This window comes from Salmonella sp. 3C (genome assembly GCF_025426275.1).
In the GTDB taxonomy this organism is placed as follows: Bacteria; Pseudomonadota; Gammaproteobacteria; order Enterobacterales; family Enterobacteriaceae; genus Salmonella; species Salmonella enterica.
Genome location: NZ_CP104858.1, coordinates 2774816 through 2794253 on the forward strand (window position 1 = coordinate 2774816; position 19438 = coordinate 2794253).

Here is a 19438-nt window from a genome sequence, read left to right on the forward strand (position 1 = left end):
TAGCGATGACTTTTGGCGATGCCCCCAGGGATCGCCAGGCCACGCGAAGAGCTGTACCTTCGGGTGCAAATGGGATGGTAAGGAGTTTATTGTGAAAAAGTGGTTATTAGCTGCAGGTCTTGGTTTGGCGATGGTAACGTCCGCACAGGCTGCTGACAAAATTGCAATCGTCAACATGGGTAATCTGTTCCAACAGGTTGCGCAGAAGACGGGTGTATCCAATACACTGGAAAACGAATTTAAAGGCCGTGCGGCTGAACTGCAAAAAATGGAAACCGATCTGCAATCTAAAATGCAGCGTCTGCAATCCATGAAAGCAGGTAGCGATCGTACTAAGCTGGAAAAAGACGTGATGTCTCAGCGCCAGACTTTCGCGCAAAAAGCGCAGGCTTTTGAGAAAGATCGCGCTCGTCGTTCCAACGAAGAACGCAACAAACTGGTGACTCGTATCCAGACTGCGGTGAAAAAAGTGGCTAACGACCAGAGTATCGATCTGGTGGTAGACGCAAACACCGTTGCTTACAACAGCAGCGATGTGAAAGACATCACCGCTGACGTACTGAAACAGGTTAAATAAGTAATGCCTTCAATTCGACTGGCTGACTTAGCAGAACAGTTGGATGCAGAATTACACGGTGATGGCGATATCGTCATCACCGGCGTTGCGTCCATGCAATCTGCAACAACAGGCCACATTACGTTTATGGTAAATCCTAAGTACCGTGAACACTTAGGTTTATGCCAGGCTTCTGCGGTTGTCATGACGCAGGACGATCTTCCTTTTGCTAAGAGCGCGGCGCTGGTAGTTAAAAATCCCTACCTGACCTACGCGCGCATGGCGCAAATTTTAGATACTACGCCGCAGCCCGCGCAGAATATCGCGCCAAGCGCCGTGATTGATGCGACGGCAACGCTGGGTAGCAATGTTTCAGTCGGCGCGAATGCGGTGATTGAATCTGGCGTACAACTGGGCGATAACGTGGTTATCGGCGCAGGCTGTTTCGTCGGAAAAAATAGCAAAATCGGGGCGGGTTCACGCTTGTGGGCGAACGTAACGATTTACCACGACATTCAGATCGGTGAGAATTGCCTGATCCAGTCCAGTACGGTGATCGGCGCGGACGGTTTTGGCTACGCTAACGATCGTGGCAACTGGGTGAAGATCCCACAACTGGGCCGGGTCATTATTGGCGATCGTGTCGAGATCGGCGCTTGTACCACCATTGACCGTGGCGCGTTGGATGATACTGTTATTGGCAATGGCGTGATTATTGATAATCAGTGCCAGATTGCACATAACGTCGTGATTGGCGACAATACGGCAGTTGCCGGTGGCGTCATTATGGCGGGTAGCCTGAAGATTGGCCGTTACTGCATGATTGGCGGCGCCAGCGTGATCAATGGGCATATGGAAATATGCGACAAAGTCACGGTAACTGGCATGGGTATGGTGATGCGTCCCATCACGGAACCGGGCGTCTACTCCTCAGGCATTCCGCTGCAACCCAACAAAGTATGGCGTAAAACTGCTGCACTGGTGATGAACATTGATGATATGAGCAAGCGTCTCAAAGCGATTGAGCGCAAGGTTAATCAACAAGACTAACGTTCCGCCTTGTAGTTGCCATTCTTTTCCGGCCTGTCACATTCATACGATTGCGGCAGGCCGTGTTATTATTGCCTTTTTGTATATTTGGACAGGAAGAGTATTTTGACTACTAACACTCATACTCTGCAGATTGAAGAGATTTTAGAGCTTCTGCCGCACCGTTTTCCGTTTTTACTGGTCGATCGCGTGCTGGACTTTGAAGAAGGTCGTTTTCTGCGTGCGGTGAAAAATGTCTCCGTCAACGAGCCGTTTTTCCAGGGGCACTTTCCGGGCAAACCGATTTTGCCAGGCGTGCTGATTCTGGAAGCGATGGCGCAGGCAACCGGTATTCTGGCGTTTAAAAGCGTTGGTAAACTGGAACCTGGCGAACTGTATTATTTCGCGGGTATTGATGAAGCGCGCTTTAAGCGTCCGGTGGTGCCAGGCGATCAGATGATCATGGAAGTCACTTTCGAGAAAACGCGCCGTGGCCTGACCCGCTTTAAAGGGGTTGCGCTGGTCGACGGTAAAGTCGTGTGCGAAGCAACCATGATGTGTGCTCGTAGCCGGGAGGCCTGATTCGTGATTGATAAATCCGCCTTTATTCATCCTACCGCCATTGTGGAAGACGGCGCTGTAATTGGCGCTAATGCCCACATTGGTCCCTTTTGTATTGTTGGGCCGCAGGTCGAAATTGGTGAGGGAACCGTACTGAAGTCTCATGTGGCCGTGAATGGTCAAACCAAAATCGGCCGCGACAACGAGATTTATCAGTTTGCCTCCATCGGTGAAGTGAACCAGGATCTGAAATATGCGGGTGAGCCGACCCGTGTGGAAATTGGCGATCGTAACCGCATCCGCGAAAGCGTCACCATTCATCGTGGTACAGTGCAGGGCGGTGGGTTGACGAAGGTGGGTAGCGATAACCTGCTGATGATCAATGCGCATGTCGCACATGATTGTACGGTAGGGAATCGCTGTATCCTCGCCAACAACGCCACGCTGGCGGGGCACGTATCAGTCGATGATTTTGCGATTATCGGCGGTATGACGGCAGTTCATCAATTCTGCATTATCGGTGCGCATGTGATGGTCGGCGGCTGCTCCGGCGTGGCGCAGGATGTCCCTCCGTATGTGATTGCGCAGGGTAACCATGCGACGCCGTTCGGGGTAAATATCGAAGGGCTGAAGCGTCGCGGCTTTAGCCGTGAAGGGCTGGTGGCGATTCGTAATGCCTACAAACTGTTGTACCGCAGTGGTAAAACGCTCGACGAAGCGAAGCTGGAAATCGCTGAACTTGCTGAAAAGCATCCGGAAGTGAAGGCGTTTACCGAGTTCTTTGAGCGTTCAACGCGCGGTCCGATTCGTTAATGGCGGCACAGCGTCCTTTAACGATTGCCCTGGTCGCCGGTGAAACGTCCGGCGATATTCTTGGCGCAGGCTTAATTCGTGCGCTGAAAGCGCGCGTACCCAACGCCCGCTTTGTGGGCGTTGCGGGGCCGCGTATGCAGGCCGAAGGGTGTGAAGCCTGGTACGAAATGGAAGAGCTGGCGGTCATGGGCATTGTTGAAGTGCTCGGACGTTTACGCCGTTTGTTGCATATCCGCGCCGATCTGACCCGCCGTTTTACCGAGCTCAAGCCCGATGTCTTTGTCGGGATTGATGCCCCTGATTTCAACATTACCCTCGAAGGTAATCTGAAAAAGCAAGGGATTAAGACCATTCATTATGTCAGCCCGTCCGTTTGGGCCTGGCGACAGAAACGCGTTTTCAAAATAGGCAGATCCACCCATATGGTGCTGGCTTTTCTGCCTTTCGAAAAAGCGTTTTACGATAAATTTAACGTCCCGTGCCGCTTTATCGGTCACACCATGGCGGATGCCATGCCGCTGGACCCGGATAAAAATGCGGCGCGCGACGTGCTGGGTATCCCGCATGACGCCCATTGTCTGGCGCTACTGCCAGGTAGCCGTGGCGCGGAAGTGGAAATGCTCAGCGCCGACTTCCTGAAAACCGCACAATTGCTGCGACAGCGCTATCCCGATCTGGAAGTGGTAGTGCCGCTGGTAAACGCGAAACGCCGCGAGCAGTTTGAAAAAATTAAAGCGGAGGTTGCGCCGGATCTCGCCGTTCATTTGCTGGACGGTATGGCGCGCGAGGCGATGATCGCCAGCGACGCGGCGTTGCTGGCCTCAGGCACGGCGGCACTGGAGTGTATGCTGGCAAAATGCCCGATGGTCGTGGGGTATCGTATGAAGCCCTTCACTTTCTGGCTGGCGAAACGTCTGGTGAAAACGGAGTATGTGTCTTTGCCTAACCTGCTGGCGGGAAGAGAATTAGTCAAAGAGCTGTTGCAGGAAGAGTGCGAACCGCAAAAACTCGCCGAAGCGCTGTTGCCGCTACTGGCGAACGGTAAAACCAGCCATGCGATGCACGACACCTTCCGTGAGCTGCATCAGCAGATCCGCTGTAATGCCGATGAGCAGGCGGCAGATGCCGTCCTGGAGTTAGCACAATGATCGAATTTGTTTATCCACACACCCATTTAGTGGCGGGTGTGGATGAAGTGGGCCGTGGCCCGCTGGTGGGCGCCGTAGTGACCGCCGCCGTGATCCTCGATCCGGCTCGTCCGATCGTCGGTCTGAATGATTCCAAAAAATTGTCTGAAAAGCGTCGTCTGTCATTGTATGACGAGATTAAAGAAAAGGCGTTAAGCTGGAGTCTGGGACGCGCGGAAGCGCATGAAATTGATGAGCTGAATATTTTGCACGCCACCATGCTCGCCATGCAGCGCGCTGTCGCTGGTCTGCATATTGCGCCAGAATATGTGCTGATCGACGGCAATCGCTGTCCGGAACTGCCTGTGCCGTCAATGGCCGTGGTGAAAGGCGACAGCCGCGTGGCGGAGATTAGCGCGGCGTCTATTCTGGCGAAAGTCACCCGCGACGCAGAAATGGCGGCGCTGGATATCGTTTTTCCTCAGTATGGCTTTGCGCAGCACAAAGGCTATCCAACCGCTTTTCATCTGGAAAAGTTGGCCCAGTATGGCGCGACGGCGCACCACCGACGCAGTTTTGCGCCTGTTAAACGCGCTCTGGGACTTGTGTCCTGATTCTTGTATCGAGAAATCTGAAGATGTCTGAACCACGTTTCGTTCACCTGCGGGTGCACAGCGACTACTCTATGATCGATGGGCTGGCGAAGACCGGGCCGCTGGTGAAAAAGGCGGCCTCATTAGGTATGCCTGCGCTGGCGATCACCGATTTTACCAACCTCTGCGGTCTGGTGAAGTTCTACGGAGCGGGTCATGGCGCGGGCATTAAACCCATCGTCGGGGCGGACTTTAACGTTCACAACGAACTGCTGGGAGATGAGCTGACTCATCTGACGGTACTGGCGGCGAATAATACGGGATACCAGAACCTGACGTTGCTGATCTCGAAAGCGTATCAGCGCGGCTACGGCGCGGCAGGCCCGATTATCGAGCGCGACTGGCTGGTAGAGCTTAAAGAAGGTTTGATCCTGCTTTCCGGCGGGCGCATGGGCGACGTAGGCCGCTGTCTGCTACGCGGCAACCAGGCGCTGGTGGAGGAGTGCGTTGCTTTCTATGAAGCGCATTTTCCCGATCGCTACTTTCTGGAACTGATCCGCACCGGCAGACAGGATGAAGAGACTTATCTCCATGCTGCGGTTGAACTGGCTGAGGCACGTGGTTTGCCGGTTGTCGCGACAAACGATGTCCGTTTCCTTGAAAGCGATGATTTTGACGCCCATGAGATTCGTGTCGCGATCCACGACGGTTTCACGCTCGACGATCCTAAACGTCCACGCAATTATTCACCGCAGCAGTATATGCGCAGTGAAGAAGAAATGTGCGAGCTGTTCTCCGATATTCCGGAGGCGCTGGAAAATACGGTGGAGATTGCCAAACGCTGCAACGTAACGGTGCGTCTGGGTGAATATTTCCTGCCGCAGTTCCCGACCGGCGATATGACCACCGAAGATTATCTGGTCAAAAAAGCGAAAGAGGGGCTGGAAGAGCGTCTGGCTTTCCTGTTTCCGGACGAAGAAGAGCGCAAAAAGCGTCGCCCGGAATATGACGAGCGTCTGGATATTGAACTACAGGTTATCAACCAGATGGGGTTCCCTGGCTACTTCCTCATCGTGATGGAGTTTATCCAGTGGTCAAAAGATAACGGCGTGCCGGTAGGGCCGGGACGTGGTTCCGGGGCTGGTTCGCTGGTGGCCTACGCGCTGAAAATTACCGACCTTGATCCGCTGGAATTTGACCTGCTGTTCGAACGTTTCCTGAACCCGGAACGTGTCTCGATGCCTGACTTCGACGTTGACTTCTGTATGGAGAAACGCGACCAGGTGATTGAGCACGTCGCAGACATGTACGGGCGTGATGCGGTATCGCAGATTATCACCTTCGGTACGATGGCGGCGAAAGCCGTTATCCGCGATGTGGGCCGCGTGCTGGGGCATCCGTACGGTTTTGTCGATCGTATCTCGAAGCTGGTGCCGCCCGATCCGGGCATGACGCTGGCAAAAGCCTTTGAAGCGGAACCGCAACTGCCGGAAATTTACGAGGCGGATGAAGAGGTCAGAGCGCTGATCGATATGGCGCGTAAGCTCGAAGGCGTCACGCGTAACGCCGGTAAGCACGCTGGCGGCGTGGTCATCGCGCCGACCAAAATTACCGACTTTGCGCCGCTGTACTGCGATGAAGAGGGCAAGCATCCGGTTACCCAGTTTGATAAAAGTGACGTGGAATATGCCGGGCTGGTGAAGTTCGACTTCCTCGGTTTGCGTACGCTGACCATCATCAACTGGGCGCTGGAGATGATCAACAAGCGGCGCGAGAAAAACGGCGAGCCGCCGCTGGATATCGCCGCCATTCCGCTGGATGACAAGAAAAGCTTCGACATGCTGCAGCGCTCGGAAACCACGGCGGTCTTCCAGCTTGAATCGCGCGGCATGAAAGATCTGATCAAACGTCTGCAGCCGGACTGCTTTGAAGATATGATCGCACTGGTGGCCCTGTTCCGTCCCGGCCCGTTGCAGTCAGGGATGGTAGATAACTTCATCGACCGTAAGCACGGTCGTGAAGAACTCTCTTACCCGGACGTTCAGTGGCAGCATGAAAGCCTGAAGCCGGTACTGGAGCCGACCTACGGCATCATTCTGTATCAGGAACAGGTGATGCAGATTGCCCAGGTACTTTCCGGGTATACTCTCGGCGGCGCGGATATGCTGCGTCGTGCGATGGGTAAGAAAAAGCCGGAGGAGATGGCCAAACAGCGTTCCGTTTTTGAAGAGGGCGCGAAAAAGAACGGTATCGACGGCGAACTGGCGATGAAAATCTTTGACCTGGTGGAGAAATTCGCCGGTTACGGGTTTAACAAATCGCACTCCGCCGCTTATGCGCTGGTTTCTTACCAGACGCTATGGCTAAAGGCGCACTATCCGGCTGAATTTATGGCGGCGGTAATGACCGCCGATATGGATAACACCGAGAAGGTCGTCGGCCTGGTGGACGAGTGCTGGCGGATGGGACTGAAAATTCTGCCGCCGGATATTAACTCCGGATTGTACCATTTCCACGTTAACGATGAGGGCGAGATCGTCTACGGCATCGGCGCGATCAAAGGCGTCGGCGAAGGGCCGATCGAAGCGATCATCGACGCGCGTAATCAGGGCGGCTATTTCCGCGAGCTGTTTGATCTGTGCGCGCGGACCGACACCAAAAAGCTCAACCGCCGGGTGCTGGAAAAGCTGATCATGTCCGGGGCGTTCGACCGCCTGGGGCCGCACCGCGCCGCGCTGATGAACTCATTGGGCGATGCGCTGAAAGCCGCCGACCAGCACGCCAAAGCGGAAGCTATCGGTCAGGCGGATATGTTCGGCGTACTGGCGGAAGAGCCGGAGCAAATCGAACAATCCTATGCCAGCTGCCAGCCGTGGCCGGAGCAGGTGGTGTTAGATGGGGAACGTGAAACGTTGGGGCTGTACCTGACGGGCCACCCTATCAATCAGTATTTAAAAGAAATTGAGCGCTATGTCGGCGGGGTAAGGCTCAAAGACATGCATCCGACAGAACGTGGTAAAGTCACCACGGCTGCGGGGCTCGTGATTGCCGCAAGGGTTATGGTCACCAAGCGCGGCAATCGTATCGGCATCTGTACGCTGGATGACCGTTCCGGGCGTCTGGAAGTGATGTTATTTACCGACGCGCTGGATAAATACCAGCAGTTGCTGGAAAAAGACCGCATACTTATCGTCAGCGGACAGGTCAGCTTTGATGACTTCAGCGGGGGGCTTAAAATGACCGCCCGCGAAGTGATGGATATTGACGAAGCTCGCGAAAAATACGCTCGCGGGCTTGCTATCTCGCTGACGGACAGGCAAATTGATGACCAGCTTTTAAACCGACTCCGTCAGTCTCTGGAACCCCACCGCTCGGGGACCATTCCAGTACATCTCTACTATCAGAGGGCGGATGCGCGAGCGCGGCTGCGTTTTGGCGCAACGTGGCGTGTCTCTCCGAGCGATCGTTTACTTAACGATCTGCGTGGCCTCATTGGTTCGGAGCAGGTGGAACTGGAGTTTGACTAATACAGGAATACTATGAGTCTGAATTTCCTTGATTTTGAACAGCCGATAGCAGAGCTGGAAGCGAAAATCGATTCTCTGACTGCGGTAAGCCGCCAGGATGAGAAACTGGATATTAATATCGATGAAGAAGTCCATCGCCTGCGCGAAAAAAGCGTAGAACTGACGCGCAAAATCTTCGCCGATCTCGGCGCATGGCAGGTAGCCCAACTGGCGCGCCATCCGCAGCGTCCGTACACCCTGGATTATGTCCGTCTGGCGTTTGATGAGTTTGATGAGCTGGCGGGCGATCGCGCCTATGCTGATGACAAAGCCATCGTCGGCGGTATCGCGCGTCTGGAAGGGCGACCGGTGATGATCATTGGTCATCAGAAAGGTCGTGAAACCAAAGAAAAAATTCGTCGTAACTTTGGCATGCCAGCGCCGGAAGGCTACCGCAAAGCGCTGCGCCTGATGGAAATGGCTGAACGCTTCAACATGCCGATTATCACCTTCATCGACACCCCGGGCGCTTACCCTGGCGTGGGCGCGGAAGAGCGTGGTCAGTCTGAAGCTATCGCCCGCAACCTGCGTGAGATGTCTCGTCTGAACGTACCGGTCATCTGCACCGTGATTGGCGAAGGCGGCTCCGGCGGCGCATTGGCGATTGGCGTGGGTGATAAAGTGAATATGCTGCAATACAGCACCTATTCCGTTATCTCCCCGGAAGGTTGCGCCTCTATTTTGTGGAAGAGCGCCAACAAAGCGCCATTGGCTGCTGAAGCGATGGGCATCATCGCGCCGCGTCTGAAAGAGCTGAAGCTCATCGATTCCATCATTCCGGAGCCGCTGGGCGGCGCGCACCGTAATCCGGAAGCGATGGCGGCGTCGCTAAAAGCGCAGCTGCTGGAAGATTTAGCCGATCTCGATGTGTTAAGCACCGATGATTTAAAAAACCGTCGTTACCAGCGTTTGATGAGCTACGGTTACGCCTAATCATTTACCTCATTTTTCCCAGGAGGCCGGATAATCCGGCCTCTTTTTTTTGGACGAGGAAAAATGAGACGCCGATGAGTTGATGTGATTAAACGCAACGGCATGTTCTCCCTGACACTGTAGCAACTGCCAGGCGTGTGGCCAGGGCAGGCAGTGAACTACCCTTCAAGGAGAAAATTATGGGATTGCAAAAAACACTGGCGCTCAGCGCCGTGGCGGCAGGAATCATGTTGAGCTTATCCGGTGCGCAGGCCGCGCCGCTGCTTAGCAGTAGTGAGCCAATGACCATCAACGCCAGCGATCTGGCGGCGAAAGAGAAAGCGCTGACGGATTTTCCGTTAATGGAGGCAGTGAAATCCTCTATCCAGACGTTGGATAACAGCGCGGTCGAACAAATCGAACCGGGGCGCGCCGCTAACCCGGCAAACGTAAAACGCGTTGAAAGTATTCTGAAAGAGGCCGACTGGGATTATCTGTTCCCGATGCGCGCGCCGGAATACACTTATTCTAACTTCCTGAAAGCGATAGGTAAATTCCCGGCGGTTTGTGGTACCTACACCGATGGACGCGATAGCGACGCTATCTGCCGTAAAACCCTGGCTACTATGTTTGCGCATTTTGCCCAGGAGACGGGCGGTCACGAAAGCTGGCGTGACATTCCGGAATGGCGCCAGGCGCTGGTCTATCTGCGCGAAGTCGGCTGGACAGAAGGGCAGAAAGGCGGCTACAACGGCGAATGTAACCCGGATGTATGGCAGGGCCAGACCTGGCCGTGCGGTAAAGATAAGGACGGCGATTTCCTCAGCTATTTTGGTCGCGGGGCAAAACAGCTTTCTTATAACTACAACTATGGGCCTTTCTCTGACGCGATGTATGGCGACGTTCGCCCTCTGCTGGATAAACCCGAGCTGGTGGCGGATACCTGGATGAACCTGGCGAGCGCCGTCTTCTTCTTTGTGTATCCGCAGCCGCCGAAGCCGTCTATGCTACATGTGATTGACGGTACCTGGCAGCCAAACGATCGCGATAAAGCAAACGGCCTGGTATCAGGTTTCGGCGTCACTATTCAGATCATCAATGGCGGCGTGGAGTGCGGCGGCGCAGATGAGAATGCGCAGTCGCTTAACCGCATCGCCTACTACAAAGAGTTTGCCAACTACCTGAAAGTGCCGGTGCCGGCGGACGAAGTGTTGGGCTGTAAAAAGATGAAGCAGTTCGATGAAGGCGGCGCTGGCGCGTTACCGATCTATTGGGAACAAGACTGGGGCTGGAGCGCCGATACTGCGGACGGTAAAACCTATTCCTGCCAGTTAGTGGGATATCAGACGCCGTATACCGCCTTTAAAGAGGGCGACTACACGAAATGTGTACAGCATTATTTCAACGTTAATGTCGTCGATGATAACGGAACCACTGAACCGGATGTCACGCCAACTCCGGCGCCAGTGACGGATGAAAACGTGGCGCCAGTCGCGCGCATTGCCGGGCCGGTCGGGGCGGTGGAAGCTGGTAGCCCGGTTTCACTCAGCGCGGAAGGATCGACCGACGCGAATGGCGACAAGCTCACCTATACCTGGATGTCGCAGGATGGCAAAACGCTGAGCGGCCAGGATAAAGCCGTTGTGATTTTCAACGCGCCGGATGTCACTCAGAACACCCAGTATGTGGTGAATCTGACCGTTAGCGACGGTACGCTCTCCAGTACAGCGGTTTATACGCTGAATGTGAAAGCGAAGGCCGCCGCTGCGGATGACGAAGATAAGACCACCAGCTATCCTGCCTGGAGCAGCAGCCAGAAATGGAATCCGGGCGACATCGTTAACAGTAATGGCGCATTGTACCAGTGCAAACCGTTCCCGGAAGGCTCATGGTGTAATGTTGCGCCTGCCTACTATGAGCCCGGTGTAGGGATTGCCTGGGCCGATGCATGGAACGCATTGTAATAAGATAAATCCTGTCGGTGCTTTGCATCGGCAGGATTGTTACTATGCTTATCTCAGGTTTTTTCAGGAGAAAGCATGAACATCATCGCCATTATGGGGCCGCACGGGGTTTACTATAAAGATGAACCCATCAAGGAGCTTGAGCGTGCATTACAATCCCTGGGATTTCAAATTATCTGGCCGCAAAATAGCGTTGACTTGTTGAAGTTTATTGAACATAACCCGCGCATCTGCGGCGTTATTTTTGACTGGGATGAATACAGTCTCGACCTTTGTAGCGAAATCAACCAGCTAAATGAATACCTTCCTCTCTACGCCTTTATCAATACCAACTCCACGCTGGACGTTAGCGTTCACGATATGCGCATGGCGCTGTGGTTTTTTGAGTATGCATTGGGGCTGGCTGAAGATATCGCGACGCGCATTCATCAATATACAAACGAATATCTCGATAATATTACGCCGCCGTTTACCAAAGCGCTTTTTACCTACGCCAAAGAAGGAAAATATACCTTTTGTACGCCGAGTCATATGGCGGGAACGGCGTATCAGAAAAGCCCGCCAGGCTGCCTGTTTTATGACTTTTTTGGCGGCAATACCTTAAAAGCTGATGTGTCGATTTCGGTGACTGAACTGGGATCGCTGCTGGATCACACCGGGCCGCATCTGGAAGCGGAAGAGTATATCGCCCGTACTTTTGGCGCCGAGCAGAGCTATATGGTGACGAACGGTACGTCGACCTCGAATAAAATTGTCGGTATGTATGCCGCGCCTGCGGGAAGTACGCTACTCATTGATCGTAATTGTCATAAATCGCTGGCGCATTTGCTGATGATGAGCGATGTGGTGCCTCTCTGGTTGAAGCCGACGCGCAATGCGCTCGGTATTCTCGGCGGTATTCCTAAGCGTGAATTTACCCGCGACAGCATTACGCGTAAGGTGGCGGAAACCGCGCAGGCGCAATGGCCGGTTCATGCGGTTATCACCAATTCTACTTACGATGGTCTGTTGTATAACACTAACTGGATCAAGCAGATGCTGGACGTTCCCTCGATCCATTTTGATTCCGCCTGGGTACCCTATACCCATTTCCATCCGATCTACCAGGGGAAAAGCGGGATGAGCGGCGATCGGGTGCCCGGAAAAGTGATTTTCGAAACGCAATCCACCCATAAAATGCTGGCGGCTTTTTCGCAGGCGTCGCTTATTCATATCAAAGGGGAATATGACGAAGAGACGTTTAACGAAGCGTTTATGATGCACACTTCCACATCGCCGAGCTATCCCATTGTCGCCTCTATCGAGACCGCGGCGGCGATGCTGCGCGGCAATCCAGGGAAAAGATTGATTAATCGTTCGGTGGAACGGGCGCTCCATTTTCGTAAAGAAGTACAGCGGTTACGTGAAGAGTCCGATAGCTGGTTCTTTGATATCTGGCAGCCGGAAGAGGTTGATGAGGCCGAATGCTGGCCGGTCACGCCGGGAGAAACCTGGCATGGCTTCGCCGATGCTGATGACGATCATATGTTTCTCGATCCGGTTAAGGTGACAATCCTGACGCCGGGGATAGATGAGCAGGGCAACATGAGCGAAGAGGGGATACCCGCCGCGCTGGTGGCGAAGTTCCTCGATGAGCGAGGCGTGGTGGTGGAAAAAACCGGGCCGTATAATCTGCTGTTTTTGTTCAGCATAGGGATTGATAAGACCCGTGCGATGGGGCTGCTGCGCGGACTGACAGAATTTAAACGCGCCTACGATCTTAACCTGCGCGTCAAAAATATGTTGCCGGATCTGTATGCGGAAGATCCGGATTTTTATCGCAATATGCGCATTCAGGATCTGGCGCAGGGGATCCATAAACTGATCCGCCAGCACGATCTTCCGGGGCTGATGCTGCGGGCGTTCGAGGTTTTACCGGAGATGATCATGACCCCGCACCAGGCCTGGCAGCGTCAGATCAAAGGCGAGGTGGAAACCGTGGCGCTCGATCAACTGCCAGGGCGCGTTTCCGCGAATATGATCCTGCCTTATCCGCCAGGCGTTCCGCTGTTGATGCCCGGCGAGAGGATTACGCAACAGAGTCGGGCCGTGCTCGATTTTCTGCTGATGCTCTGCTCGATTGGCCAGCATTATCCCGGTTTTGAAACGGATATTCACGGCGCGAAACGGAATGAAGACGGGGTGTACCAGGTACGAGTCTTAAAACACGCCTGTTAGCTTGCCTGACGGGAATGTGACGAGTAACGTACTGATAATCAATAAAGGAGACGCTATGCTGGGATTAAAACAGGTTCATCACATCGCGATCATTGCGACAGACTATGCGGTGAGCAAGGCGTTTTACTGCGATATTCTGGGGTTCGATCTGTTAAGCGAAGTTTGGCGGGAAGAGCGTGACTCGTGGAAGGGCGATTTGGCGCTAAACGGGCAGTATGTGATTGAGCTTTTCTCTTTTCCCTTCCCTCCGGCTCGTCCAAGCCGACCTGAAGCCTGCGGCCTGCGCCATCTGGCTTTCAGCGTGGAAAATGTGGAAAACGCCGTTGCGCATCTGGAAAAGCATCAGGTTAAGTGCGAACCGATACGCATCGATCCGTATACCGGGAAGCGCTTTACTTTTTTCAACGATCCGGACGGTTTACCGCTTGAGCTGTATGAGCAGTAAGGCTTGTCATTAAGACGCTCGCCAGGTAACGTTGCCGGGCTAAGTCACTATAAGCATGGATCATGACCACTCTCACGTTGAATACCTCGTTACTCTCTTCTCGCCGTATTCTGGCTGCCTTTAGCGGTGGCCTGGATTCTACGGTGCTTCTGCATCAACTGGTGTTGTGGCGAGAACGCCACCCTGACGTTACGCTGCGTGCTATCCATATTCATCACGGTTTAAGCCCTCATGCTGAAAGCTGGGTGCGGCATTGCGAAACCGTATGCGCACGCTGGCAGGTTCCGCTGGTAGTGGAGCGGGTGACGCTGGCGGATAATGGCCTGGGTATCGAGGCCCATGCGCGTGAAGCGCGCTACCGGGCGTTCGCACAGACGCTATTGCCTGGCGAAGTGCTGGCAACCGCGCAGCACCTTGACGATCAGTGTGAAACATTCCTGCTGGCGTTAAAGCGCGGCAGCGGTCCGGCCGGACTTTCCGCGATGGGAGAACGCTCGCCTTTTGCCGGAACTCTGCTTCTTCGCCCGCTGTTGAGAGAAACGCGGAAGACGCTGGAACAGTGGGCTGTGCGTCATGGCTTATGCTGGATTGAAGATGAAAGCAATCAGGATGACGCCTACGATCGCAATTTTTTACGCCTGCGCGCGCTTCCGCTCTTACAGCAGCGCTGGCCGCATTTTCCTGCGGCGGTAGCCCGTAGTGCGACGCTCTGCGCCGAGCAAGAAAGGCTGCTGGACGAGCTTCTGGCCAGCGATCTTACGGACTGTATCACGACGGAGGGAACATTGCGGCTCTCTCCATTAATGTCGATGAGCGATGTGCGGCGGGCGGCGATTTTGCGTCGCTGGCTGGCGATGCGTAATGCGCCGATGCCCTCTCGCGACGCGCTGGAACGTATCTGGCAGGAGGTGGCGCTGGCGCGCGACGATGCCTCTCCCTGTTTACGCTTTGGCGATCACGAGATTCGCCGTTATCAGTCGCAACTGTGGTGGATTAAATCCGTGGCCGGACAACACGAAACGACGGTCGCCTGGCCCGTCTGGCAAACACCGCTGGCGCTGCCTGCCGGCTTAGGGACGGTACAGCTCGTTCCTGGCGGCGAACTGCGCCGACCGCGAGAGGAAGAATCCGTCAGCATTCGGTTTAAAGCGCCAGGGTTGCTACACATTGTGGGACGTCACGGCGGACGTAAATTAAAGAAAATCTGGCAGGAGCAGGGGATCCCGCCCTGGCGACGAGACACCACGCCGCTGTTGTTTTACGGCGAAACGCTGATTGCGGCTGCGGGTGTTTTTGTGACGCGTGAGGGAGCAGCAGAAGATAAAGAAGGGGTGAGTCTGGTTTGGCATGCCTGATGGCGCTGCGCTTATCAGGCCTACGTATCGCATGGAACGTAGGCCGGATAAGGTGCTTGCACCACCATCCGGCAACAAAATACTCAGGATTCGCTAACTACCACGGTACCAATTTCCGGGTGGCTGAAACTGGCGATTTTATCGAGACGAAGCTCACAAGACTCGCCGGAAACCTCGGCAAGCAGATATTCTACATTTTTACGTAAGATCAAATCGTTCGCTTTTGCCTGCAAAACCTCGCCATCTTTTAACGTTAGCGTCAGTATTAAATGATGCATGCAGGCAAGCTCAAGACTATCGTAGTCATCGCAATTAATGGGTTGATACGTTTCATTCATTGACATAATCGCTCACCAGTAAGTTCGCGGCAGCATAAGCTGCCTTTTCCCTGACCGACTCTGAAAGGGCGCTATCTGCCGCCACTTCATTAAGCACTTTCAATACACAACCCAGCGCATCCGGGACATACCCTAAGTCTCCGCTGGCGATTTCCGCATACCGCTTGCGTACTAACTCACAATATTTTTCCACATGCCCTCCTGTCAGCATTCTGACTTAACCGTGGATGCAAGTCTAAGCCTACGAAGTTAAATCTTGTTTAGCAAGGTGACTATACCATACTCATTTGCGCAATATCAGCGCCTGACGCGAGTAGATAAAAGATTCGTTAACAGCCTTTTAGCGCGGTTTTCGCTACAATGGGCGCCTGATTCGAAAGGAGTTTTCTCATGGCGCTTAAAGCGACAATTTATAAAGCCGTCGTCAATGTGGCTGACCTTGATCGCAACCGGTTTCTGGATGCGGCATTGACGCTGGCGCGTCACCCTTCTGAAACGCAGGAGCGCATGATGCTGCGCCTGTTGGCATGGATAAAATATGCTGATGAACGGTTGCAGTTTACACGCGGGCTCAGCGCGGAAGATGAGCCGGAGGCCTGGCTGCGCAACGATCATCTGGGCATCGATCTTTGGATAGAGCTGGGGCTGCCGGATGAGCGCCGTATTAAGAAAGCCTGTACTCAGGCGAGCGACGTCGCGCTCTTTGCTTATAACTCCCGGGCGGCGCAAATCTGGTGGCAGCAGCATCAAAGCAAGTGTGCGCAGTTCGCTAACCTGTCCGTCTGGTATCTGGATGACGGGCAGCTGGCGCAGCTCAGTGAATTTGCCGATCGTACCATGACGCTACAGGCGACGATTCAGGACGGCGCAATCTGGCTTTCTGATGCTCGGAATAATCTGGAAATACAGCTAACCGCCTGGCAACAGCCCTCATGATTGCCATCTCCCGGACGGTCTCCATAGCCGATAATGAGCTGGAAATTACGGCCATTCGCGCGCAGGGCGCGGGTGGTCAGCACGTAAATAAGACCTCTAGCGCGATTCATTTGCGCTTTGACATTCGGGCCTCTGGCCTGCCAGAGTATTATAAACAGCGTTTGCTGACGGCCAGCCACCATCTGATAAGCGATGATGGCGTCATTATCATTAAGGCGCAGGAGTTCCGGAGCCAGGAGCTCAACCGGGAAGCGGCTATCGCCAGGCTGGTTGCCGTCATAAAAGAATTAACCGCGGAGCAGAAAAGCCGTCGCGCAACCCGTCCGACGCGTGCCTCGAAAGAGCGCCGCTTATCCTCAAAGGCGCAAAAATCTTCTGTAAAGGCGCTTCGCGGCAAAGTTCGTCGTCCACTGGATTGACGGGCAGGAATAGCAATTTCATAAGGATTTTATGGTGAGAACAGCAATATTGTCAGTAGCGGCAGCCTGTACGCTATTTGCATTGATAGGGTGTAATAACCGTGCGGAAGTTGACGCCCTGCAACCTGCGCAGGCGGCGGAATTAAAACCCATGCAGCAAAGCTGGCGCGGCGTGCTGCCCTGTGCGGATTGTGAAGGTATTGAAACGTCACTGTTTCTGGAAAAAGACGGCACATGGGTGATGAACGAGCGCTATCAGGGCGTGCGCGAAGAACCTTCCTCTTTTGCGTCATACGGTACCTGGGCGCGGACGGCGGATAAACTGGTGTTAACCGACAGCAATGGCGAGAAATCGTATTATCGCGCGAAAGGCAATGAGCTGGAGATGCTCGACAGAGAAGGCAATCCGGTGGCTTCGCAGCTTAATTATACGCTTGTGCCTGTTACCGCCAGCCTGCCGGTAACGCCAATGCCGCTGCGTGGTATGTATGTATACAGGGCCGATGCGGCGACCTTTACCGATTGCGCGACCGGAAAACGGCTGCCGGTCGCCAGTAACGCCCAGCTTGAGCGCGGCTATCTGGCGGCGAAAGGTGAAGCGGAAAAACCGGTGCTGCTGACGGTAGAAGGGCATTTTGTGTTAGCCGCGAATCCGGACACGGGCGAGCCGGTAAAAACGCTAATAGCTGATAAAAATGTGAAGTTTGCGCCGGGTAAAGATTGCACTCACTAATAAAAGGCCTCGCAGGGTGCGAGGCCTTTACATATCTGCCGGATGGCGCCGGGCAATCCCAACAAAATGTCGTTTAGCCTTTAATCGCCTTGACCAGATAATCAACGATATCGCCGGTTTTAATCAGCGATTTTTCACCGCTACGACGGTATTTATACTCAATATCGTCGTTATCCAGGTTGCGATCGCCAATCACGATAGTATGTGGAATACCAATCAGCTCCATATCGGCAAACATCACGCCCGGGCGCTCTTTACGGTCGTCCATCAGCACTTCAATGCCCTGCGCGCGCAATTCGCTGTACAGCTTTTCCGCCAGCTCCTGCACACGGAAGGATTTGTGCATATTCATCGGCAGAATAGCGACCTGGAAAGGCGCAATGGCGTCAGGCCATACAATGCCGCGCTCGTCAAAGTTCTGCTCGATAGCCGCGGCAACGACACGTGTTACGCCGATACCGTAGCAGCCCATTGTCAGGATCTGGTTACGGCCATCTTCACCCTGAACGGAGGCTTTCAGCGCTTCTGAGTACTTGGTACCTAACTGGAAGATGTGACCCACTTCGATACCGCGTTTGATAAGCAACGTTCCCTGACCATCCGGACTCGGATCGCCGGCGACTACGTTACGGATGTCGGCAACAACAGGCGTCGCCACATCGCGATCCCAGTTAATACCAAAGTAGTGTTTACCGTCGATGTTGGCGCCAGCGGCAAAATCGCTCATGGCGGCAACGGTACGATCGATGATGACCGGAATCGGCATATTGACCGGGCCGAGGGAGCCAGGGCCGGCATTAATTACGGCGCGAATCTCTTCTTCGGTAGCGAAGGTCAGCGGGCTGGCAACGTGCGGCAGTTTTTCCGCTTTAACTTCATTCAGTTCATGATCGCCGCGAACCAGCAGAGCCACCAGCGGAGACTTGCTGTCTTTCACCGCTTTCACCAGCAGCGTTTTTACCGTTTTTTCAATTGGCAGGTTGAATTGTTCCACCAGCTCCGCGATGGTTTTGGCATTTGGTGTATCGACCAGAGTCATTTCCTGCGTCGCCGCTGCGCGCGGCGTTTGCGGCGCGATAGCTTCTGCCAGTTCAATGTTAGCCGCGTAATCAGAAACATCAGAGAAAACGATATCGTCTTCGCCGCTTTGCGCCAGCACCTGGAATTCATGCGAGGCGTTGCCGCCGATAGAACCGGTATCGGCCTGTACCGCGCGGAAATCCAGCCCCATACGGCTGAAGATACGGCTATACGCGGCGTACATGGCGTCATAGGTTTCCTGCAACGACTCCTGAGAGGTGTGGAAAGAGTAAGCATCTTTCATCAGGAATTCGCGCGAACGCATCACGCCAAAGCGCGGACGCACTTCATCACGGAATTTGGTCTGGATTTGGAAGAAGTTCAGCGGCAACTGCTTATAAGAGCTGAGTTCATTACGCACCAGATCGGTGATAACTTCTTCGTGGGTCGGGCCGAGTACGAACGGACGCTCGCCACGGTCGACAAAACGCAGCAGTTCCGGACCGTACTGTTCCCAACGACCACTCTCTTGCCACAGGTCGGCTGGCTGAACGACTGGCATCGACACCTCGATAGCACCGGCGTTGTTCATCTCTTCACGCACGATGTTTTCGACTTTTTTCAGGACGCGCAGGCCGGTCGGCAGCCAGGTATATAACCCGGAGGCGAGCTTGCGGATCATCCCGGCGCGCAGCATCAGCTGGTGGCTGATAACCTCGGCGTCGGCAGGTGTCTCCTTCAGAGTGGAGAGCAGGTATTGGCTAGTACGCATGTTGTTACGGTTCCAGTTGAACGATCGAACAGGCTCAATGTGAGCCTGATACAAAAAAAGTGATTTAGTTTACCAGCGTGCA

Annotated in this window: 18 protein-coding genes; 15 read left to right on the forward strand and 3 right to left on the reverse strand. The window is 54.1% G+C overall.

Translation table 11 applies throughout. From position 1 onward, the window contains the following. Window positions 1-91 precede the first annotated feature (91 nt). The 12 genes from skp to tilS all read left to right on the forward strand — a co-directional run bounded on the left by skp (window position 92) and on the right by tilS (window position 15138). The gene (gene skp, locus N7E69_RS13055; protein ID WP_000758966.1) at window positions 92-577 is read left to right on the forward strand and encodes a molecular chaperone Skp; all 486 of its coding nucleotides are present in this window, start codon (window positions 92-94) and stop codon (window positions 575-577) included. A 3-nt stretch (window positions 578-580) separates the two neighbouring features. Further along, the gene (gene lpxD, locus N7E69_RS13060) at window positions 581-1606 is read left to right on the forward strand and encodes a UDP-3-O-(3-hydroxymyristoyl)glucosamine N-acyltransferase (protein WP_001139265.1); all 1026 of its coding nucleotides are present in this window, start codon (window positions 581-583) and stop codon (window positions 1604-1606) included. 105 nt (window positions 1607-1711) lie between these two features. Further along, window positions 1712-2167 (forward strand): 3-hydroxyacyl-ACP dehydratase FabZ, encoded by a 456-nt coding sequence (fabZ, locus tag N7E69_RS13065; RefSeq protein WP_000210741.1) that lies wholly within the window; start codon window positions 1712-1714, stop codon window positions 2165-2167. A 3-nt stretch (window positions 2168-2170) separates the two neighbouring features. Further along, window positions 2171-2959, forward strand: a complete 789-nt coding sequence (lpxA, locus tag N7E69_RS13070; RefSeq protein WP_000565948.1) for an acyl-ACP--UDP-N-acetylglucosamine O-acyltransferase — start codon at window positions 2171-2173, stop codon at window positions 2957-2959. Next, window positions 2959-4107, forward strand: coding sequence for a lipid-A-disaccharide synthase (gene lpxB, locus N7E69_RS13075; RefSeq protein ID WP_000741216.1), 1149 nt, complete (start codon window positions 2959-2961; stop codon window positions 4105-4107). The genes lpxA and lpxB overlap by 1 nt, the downstream gene beginning before the upstream one ends. Next, window positions 4104-4700 carry a ribonuclease HII gene (rnhB, locus tag N7E69_RS13080; RefSeq protein WP_000569412.1) on the forward strand — a complete coding sequence of 199 codons (597 nt, stop codon included), beginning with the start codon at window positions 4104-4106 and terminating at the stop codon, window positions 4698-4700. The genes lpxB and rnhB overlap by 4 nt, the downstream gene beginning before the upstream one ends. Window positions 4701-4723: 23 nt before the next feature. Next, window positions 4724-8206, forward strand: a complete 3483-nt coding sequence (dnaE, locus tag N7E69_RS13085; protein ID WP_001294827.1) for a DNA polymerase III subunit alpha — start codon at window positions 4724-4726, stop codon at window positions 8204-8206. A 12-nt stretch (window positions 8207-8218) separates the two neighbouring features. Continuing rightward, the gene (gene accA, locus N7E69_RS13090) at window positions 8219-9178 is read left to right on the forward strand and encodes an acetyl-CoA carboxylase carboxyl transferase subunit alpha (protein WP_000055754.1); all 960 of its coding nucleotides are present in this window, start codon (window positions 8219-8221) and stop codon (window positions 9176-9178) included. Window positions 9179-9357: 179 nt separating this feature from the next. Next, window positions 9358-11121: a chitinase gene (locus tag N7E69_RS13095; protein ID WP_000524168.1), complete on the forward strand. Its 1764-nt coding sequence runs from the start codon at window positions 9358-9360 to the stop codon at window positions 11119-11121. A gap of 75 nt (window positions 11122-11196) precedes the next feature. After that, the gene (ldcC, locus tag N7E69_RS13100) at window positions 11197-13338 is read left to right on the forward strand and encodes a lysine decarboxylase LdcC (RefSeq protein WP_001021060.1); all 2142 of its coding nucleotides are present in this window, start codon (window positions 11197-11199) and stop codon (window positions 13336-13338) included. A gap of 55 nt (window positions 13339-13393) precedes the next feature. Then, on the forward strand, window positions 13394-13783 hold the full coding sequence (locus N7E69_RS13105) for a VOC family protein (protein ID WP_000901088.1): 390 nt from the start codon (window positions 13394-13396) through the stop codon (window positions 13781-13783). 62 nt (window positions 13784-13845) lie between these two features. After that, the gene (gene tilS, locus N7E69_RS13110) at window positions 13846-15138 is read left to right on the forward strand and encodes a tRNA lysidine(34) synthetase TilS (protein ID WP_000210070.1); all 1293 of its coding nucleotides are present in this window, start codon (window positions 13846-13848) and stop codon (window positions 15136-15138) included. An 83-nt stretch (window positions 15139-15221) separates the two neighbouring features. On the opposite strand, the gene rof is transcribed toward tilS, so the two are convergent. Both rof and N7E69_RS13120 read right to left on the reverse strand, forming a co-directional pair. Further along, complete coding sequence (gene rof / locus N7E69_RS13115) at window positions 15222-15482, reverse strand: Rho-binding antiterminator (protein WP_000062330.1); 261 nt, start codon at window positions 15480-15482, stop codon at window positions 15222-15224. Next, complete coding sequence (locus N7E69_RS13120; protein WP_001518678.1) at window positions 15469-15669, reverse strand: YaeP family protein; 201 nt, start codon at window positions 15667-15669, stop codon at window positions 15469-15471. Before N7E69_RS13120 ends, rof begins: the two co-directional genes overlap by 14 nt. 197 nt (window positions 15670-15866) lie before the next feature. Here N7E69_RS13120 and N7E69_RS13125 point away from each other — a divergent pair, with 197 nt between their 5' ends. The 3 genes from N7E69_RS13125 to nlpE are packed head-to-tail and all read left to right on the forward strand — an operon-like array spanning window position 15867 to window position 17564. Then, a complete protein-coding gene (locus N7E69_RS13125) occupies window positions 15867-16412 on the forward strand; it encodes a YaeQ family protein (RefSeq protein ID WP_001185319.1) in 546 nt (181 codons plus the stop codon). Continuing rightward, a complete protein-coding gene (gene arfB / locus N7E69_RS13130) occupies window positions 16409-16831 on the forward strand; it encodes an alternative ribosome rescue aminoacyl-tRNA hydrolase ArfB (protein ID WP_000560527.1) in 423 nt (140 codons plus the stop codon). Before N7E69_RS13125 ends, arfB begins: the two co-directional genes overlap by 4 nt. Window positions 16832-16862: 31 nt before the next feature. Further along, complete coding sequence (gene nlpE, locus N7E69_RS13135; protein ID WP_000252580.1) at window positions 16863-17564, forward strand: envelope stress response activation lipoprotein NlpE; 702 nt, start codon at window positions 16863-16865, stop codon at window positions 17562-17564. A 73-nt stretch (window positions 17565-17637) separates the two neighbouring features. Here the strand turns inward: nlpE and proS are convergent, their stop codons facing one another. After that, window positions 17638-19356, reverse strand: a complete 1719-nt coding sequence (gene proS / locus N7E69_RS13140; protein ID WP_001260683.1) for a proline--tRNA ligase — start codon at window positions 19354-19356, stop codon at window positions 17638-17640. Window positions 19357-19438 lie beyond the last annotated feature (82 nt).

What these genes read in the sequence shown, in the direction of transcription:
- arfB (WP_000560527.1), top strand. Translation starts at nt 16,409, where the DNA reads ATGATTGCCATCTCCCGGACGGTCTCCATAGCCGATAATGAGCTGGAA.
- rof (WP_000062330.1), bottom strand. Translation starts at nt 15,482, where the DNA reads ATGTCAATGAATGAAACGTATCAACCCATTAATTGCGATGACTACGAT.
- N7E69_RS13095 (WP_000524168.1), top strand. Translation starts at nt 9,358, where the DNA reads ATGGGATTGCAAAAAACACTGGCGCTCAGCGCCGTGGCGGCAGGAATC.
- accA (WP_000055754.1), top strand. Translation starts at nt 8,219, where the DNA reads ATGAGTCTGAATTTCCTTGATTTTGAACAGCCGATAGCAGAGCTGGAA.
- nlpE (WP_000252580.1), top strand. Translation starts at nt 16,863, where the DNA reads ATGGTGAGAACAGCAATATTGTCAGTAGCGGCAGCCTGTACGCTATTT.
- tilS (WP_000210070.1), top strand. Translation starts at nt 13,846, where the DNA reads ATGACCACTCTCACGTTGAATACCTCGTTACTCTCTTCTCGCCGTATT.
- N7E69_RS13125 (WP_001185319.1), top strand. Translation starts at nt 15,867, where the DNA reads ATGGCGCTTAAAGCGACAATTTATAAAGCCGTCGTCAATGTGGCTGAC.
- rnhB (WP_000569412.1), top strand. Translation starts at nt 4,104, where the DNA reads ATGATCGAATTTGTTTATCCACACACCCATTTAGTGGCGGGTGTGGAT.
- N7E69_RS13105 (WP_000901088.1), top strand. Translation starts at nt 13,394, where the DNA reads ATGCTGGGATTAAAACAGGTTCATCACATCGCGATCATTGCGACAGAC.
- ldcC (WP_001021060.1), top strand. Translation starts at nt 11,197, where the DNA reads ATGAACATCATCGCCATTATGGGGCCGCACGGGGTTTACTATAAAGAT.
- proS (WP_001260683.1), bottom strand. Translation starts at nt 19,356, where the DNA reads ATGCGTACTAGCCAATACCTGCTCTCCACTCTGAAGGAGACACCTGCC.
- dnaE (WP_001294827.1), top strand. Translation starts at nt 4,724, where the DNA reads ATGTCTGAACCACGTTTCGTTCACCTGCGGGTGCACAGCGACTACTCT.
- lpxD (WP_001139265.1), top strand. Translation starts at nt 581, where the DNA reads ATGCCTTCAATTCGACTGGCTGACTTAGCAGAACAGTTGGATGCAGAA.
- lpxB (WP_000741216.1), top strand. Translation starts at nt 2,959, where the DNA reads ATGGCGGCACAGCGTCCTTTAACGATTGCCCTGGTCGCCGGTGAAACG.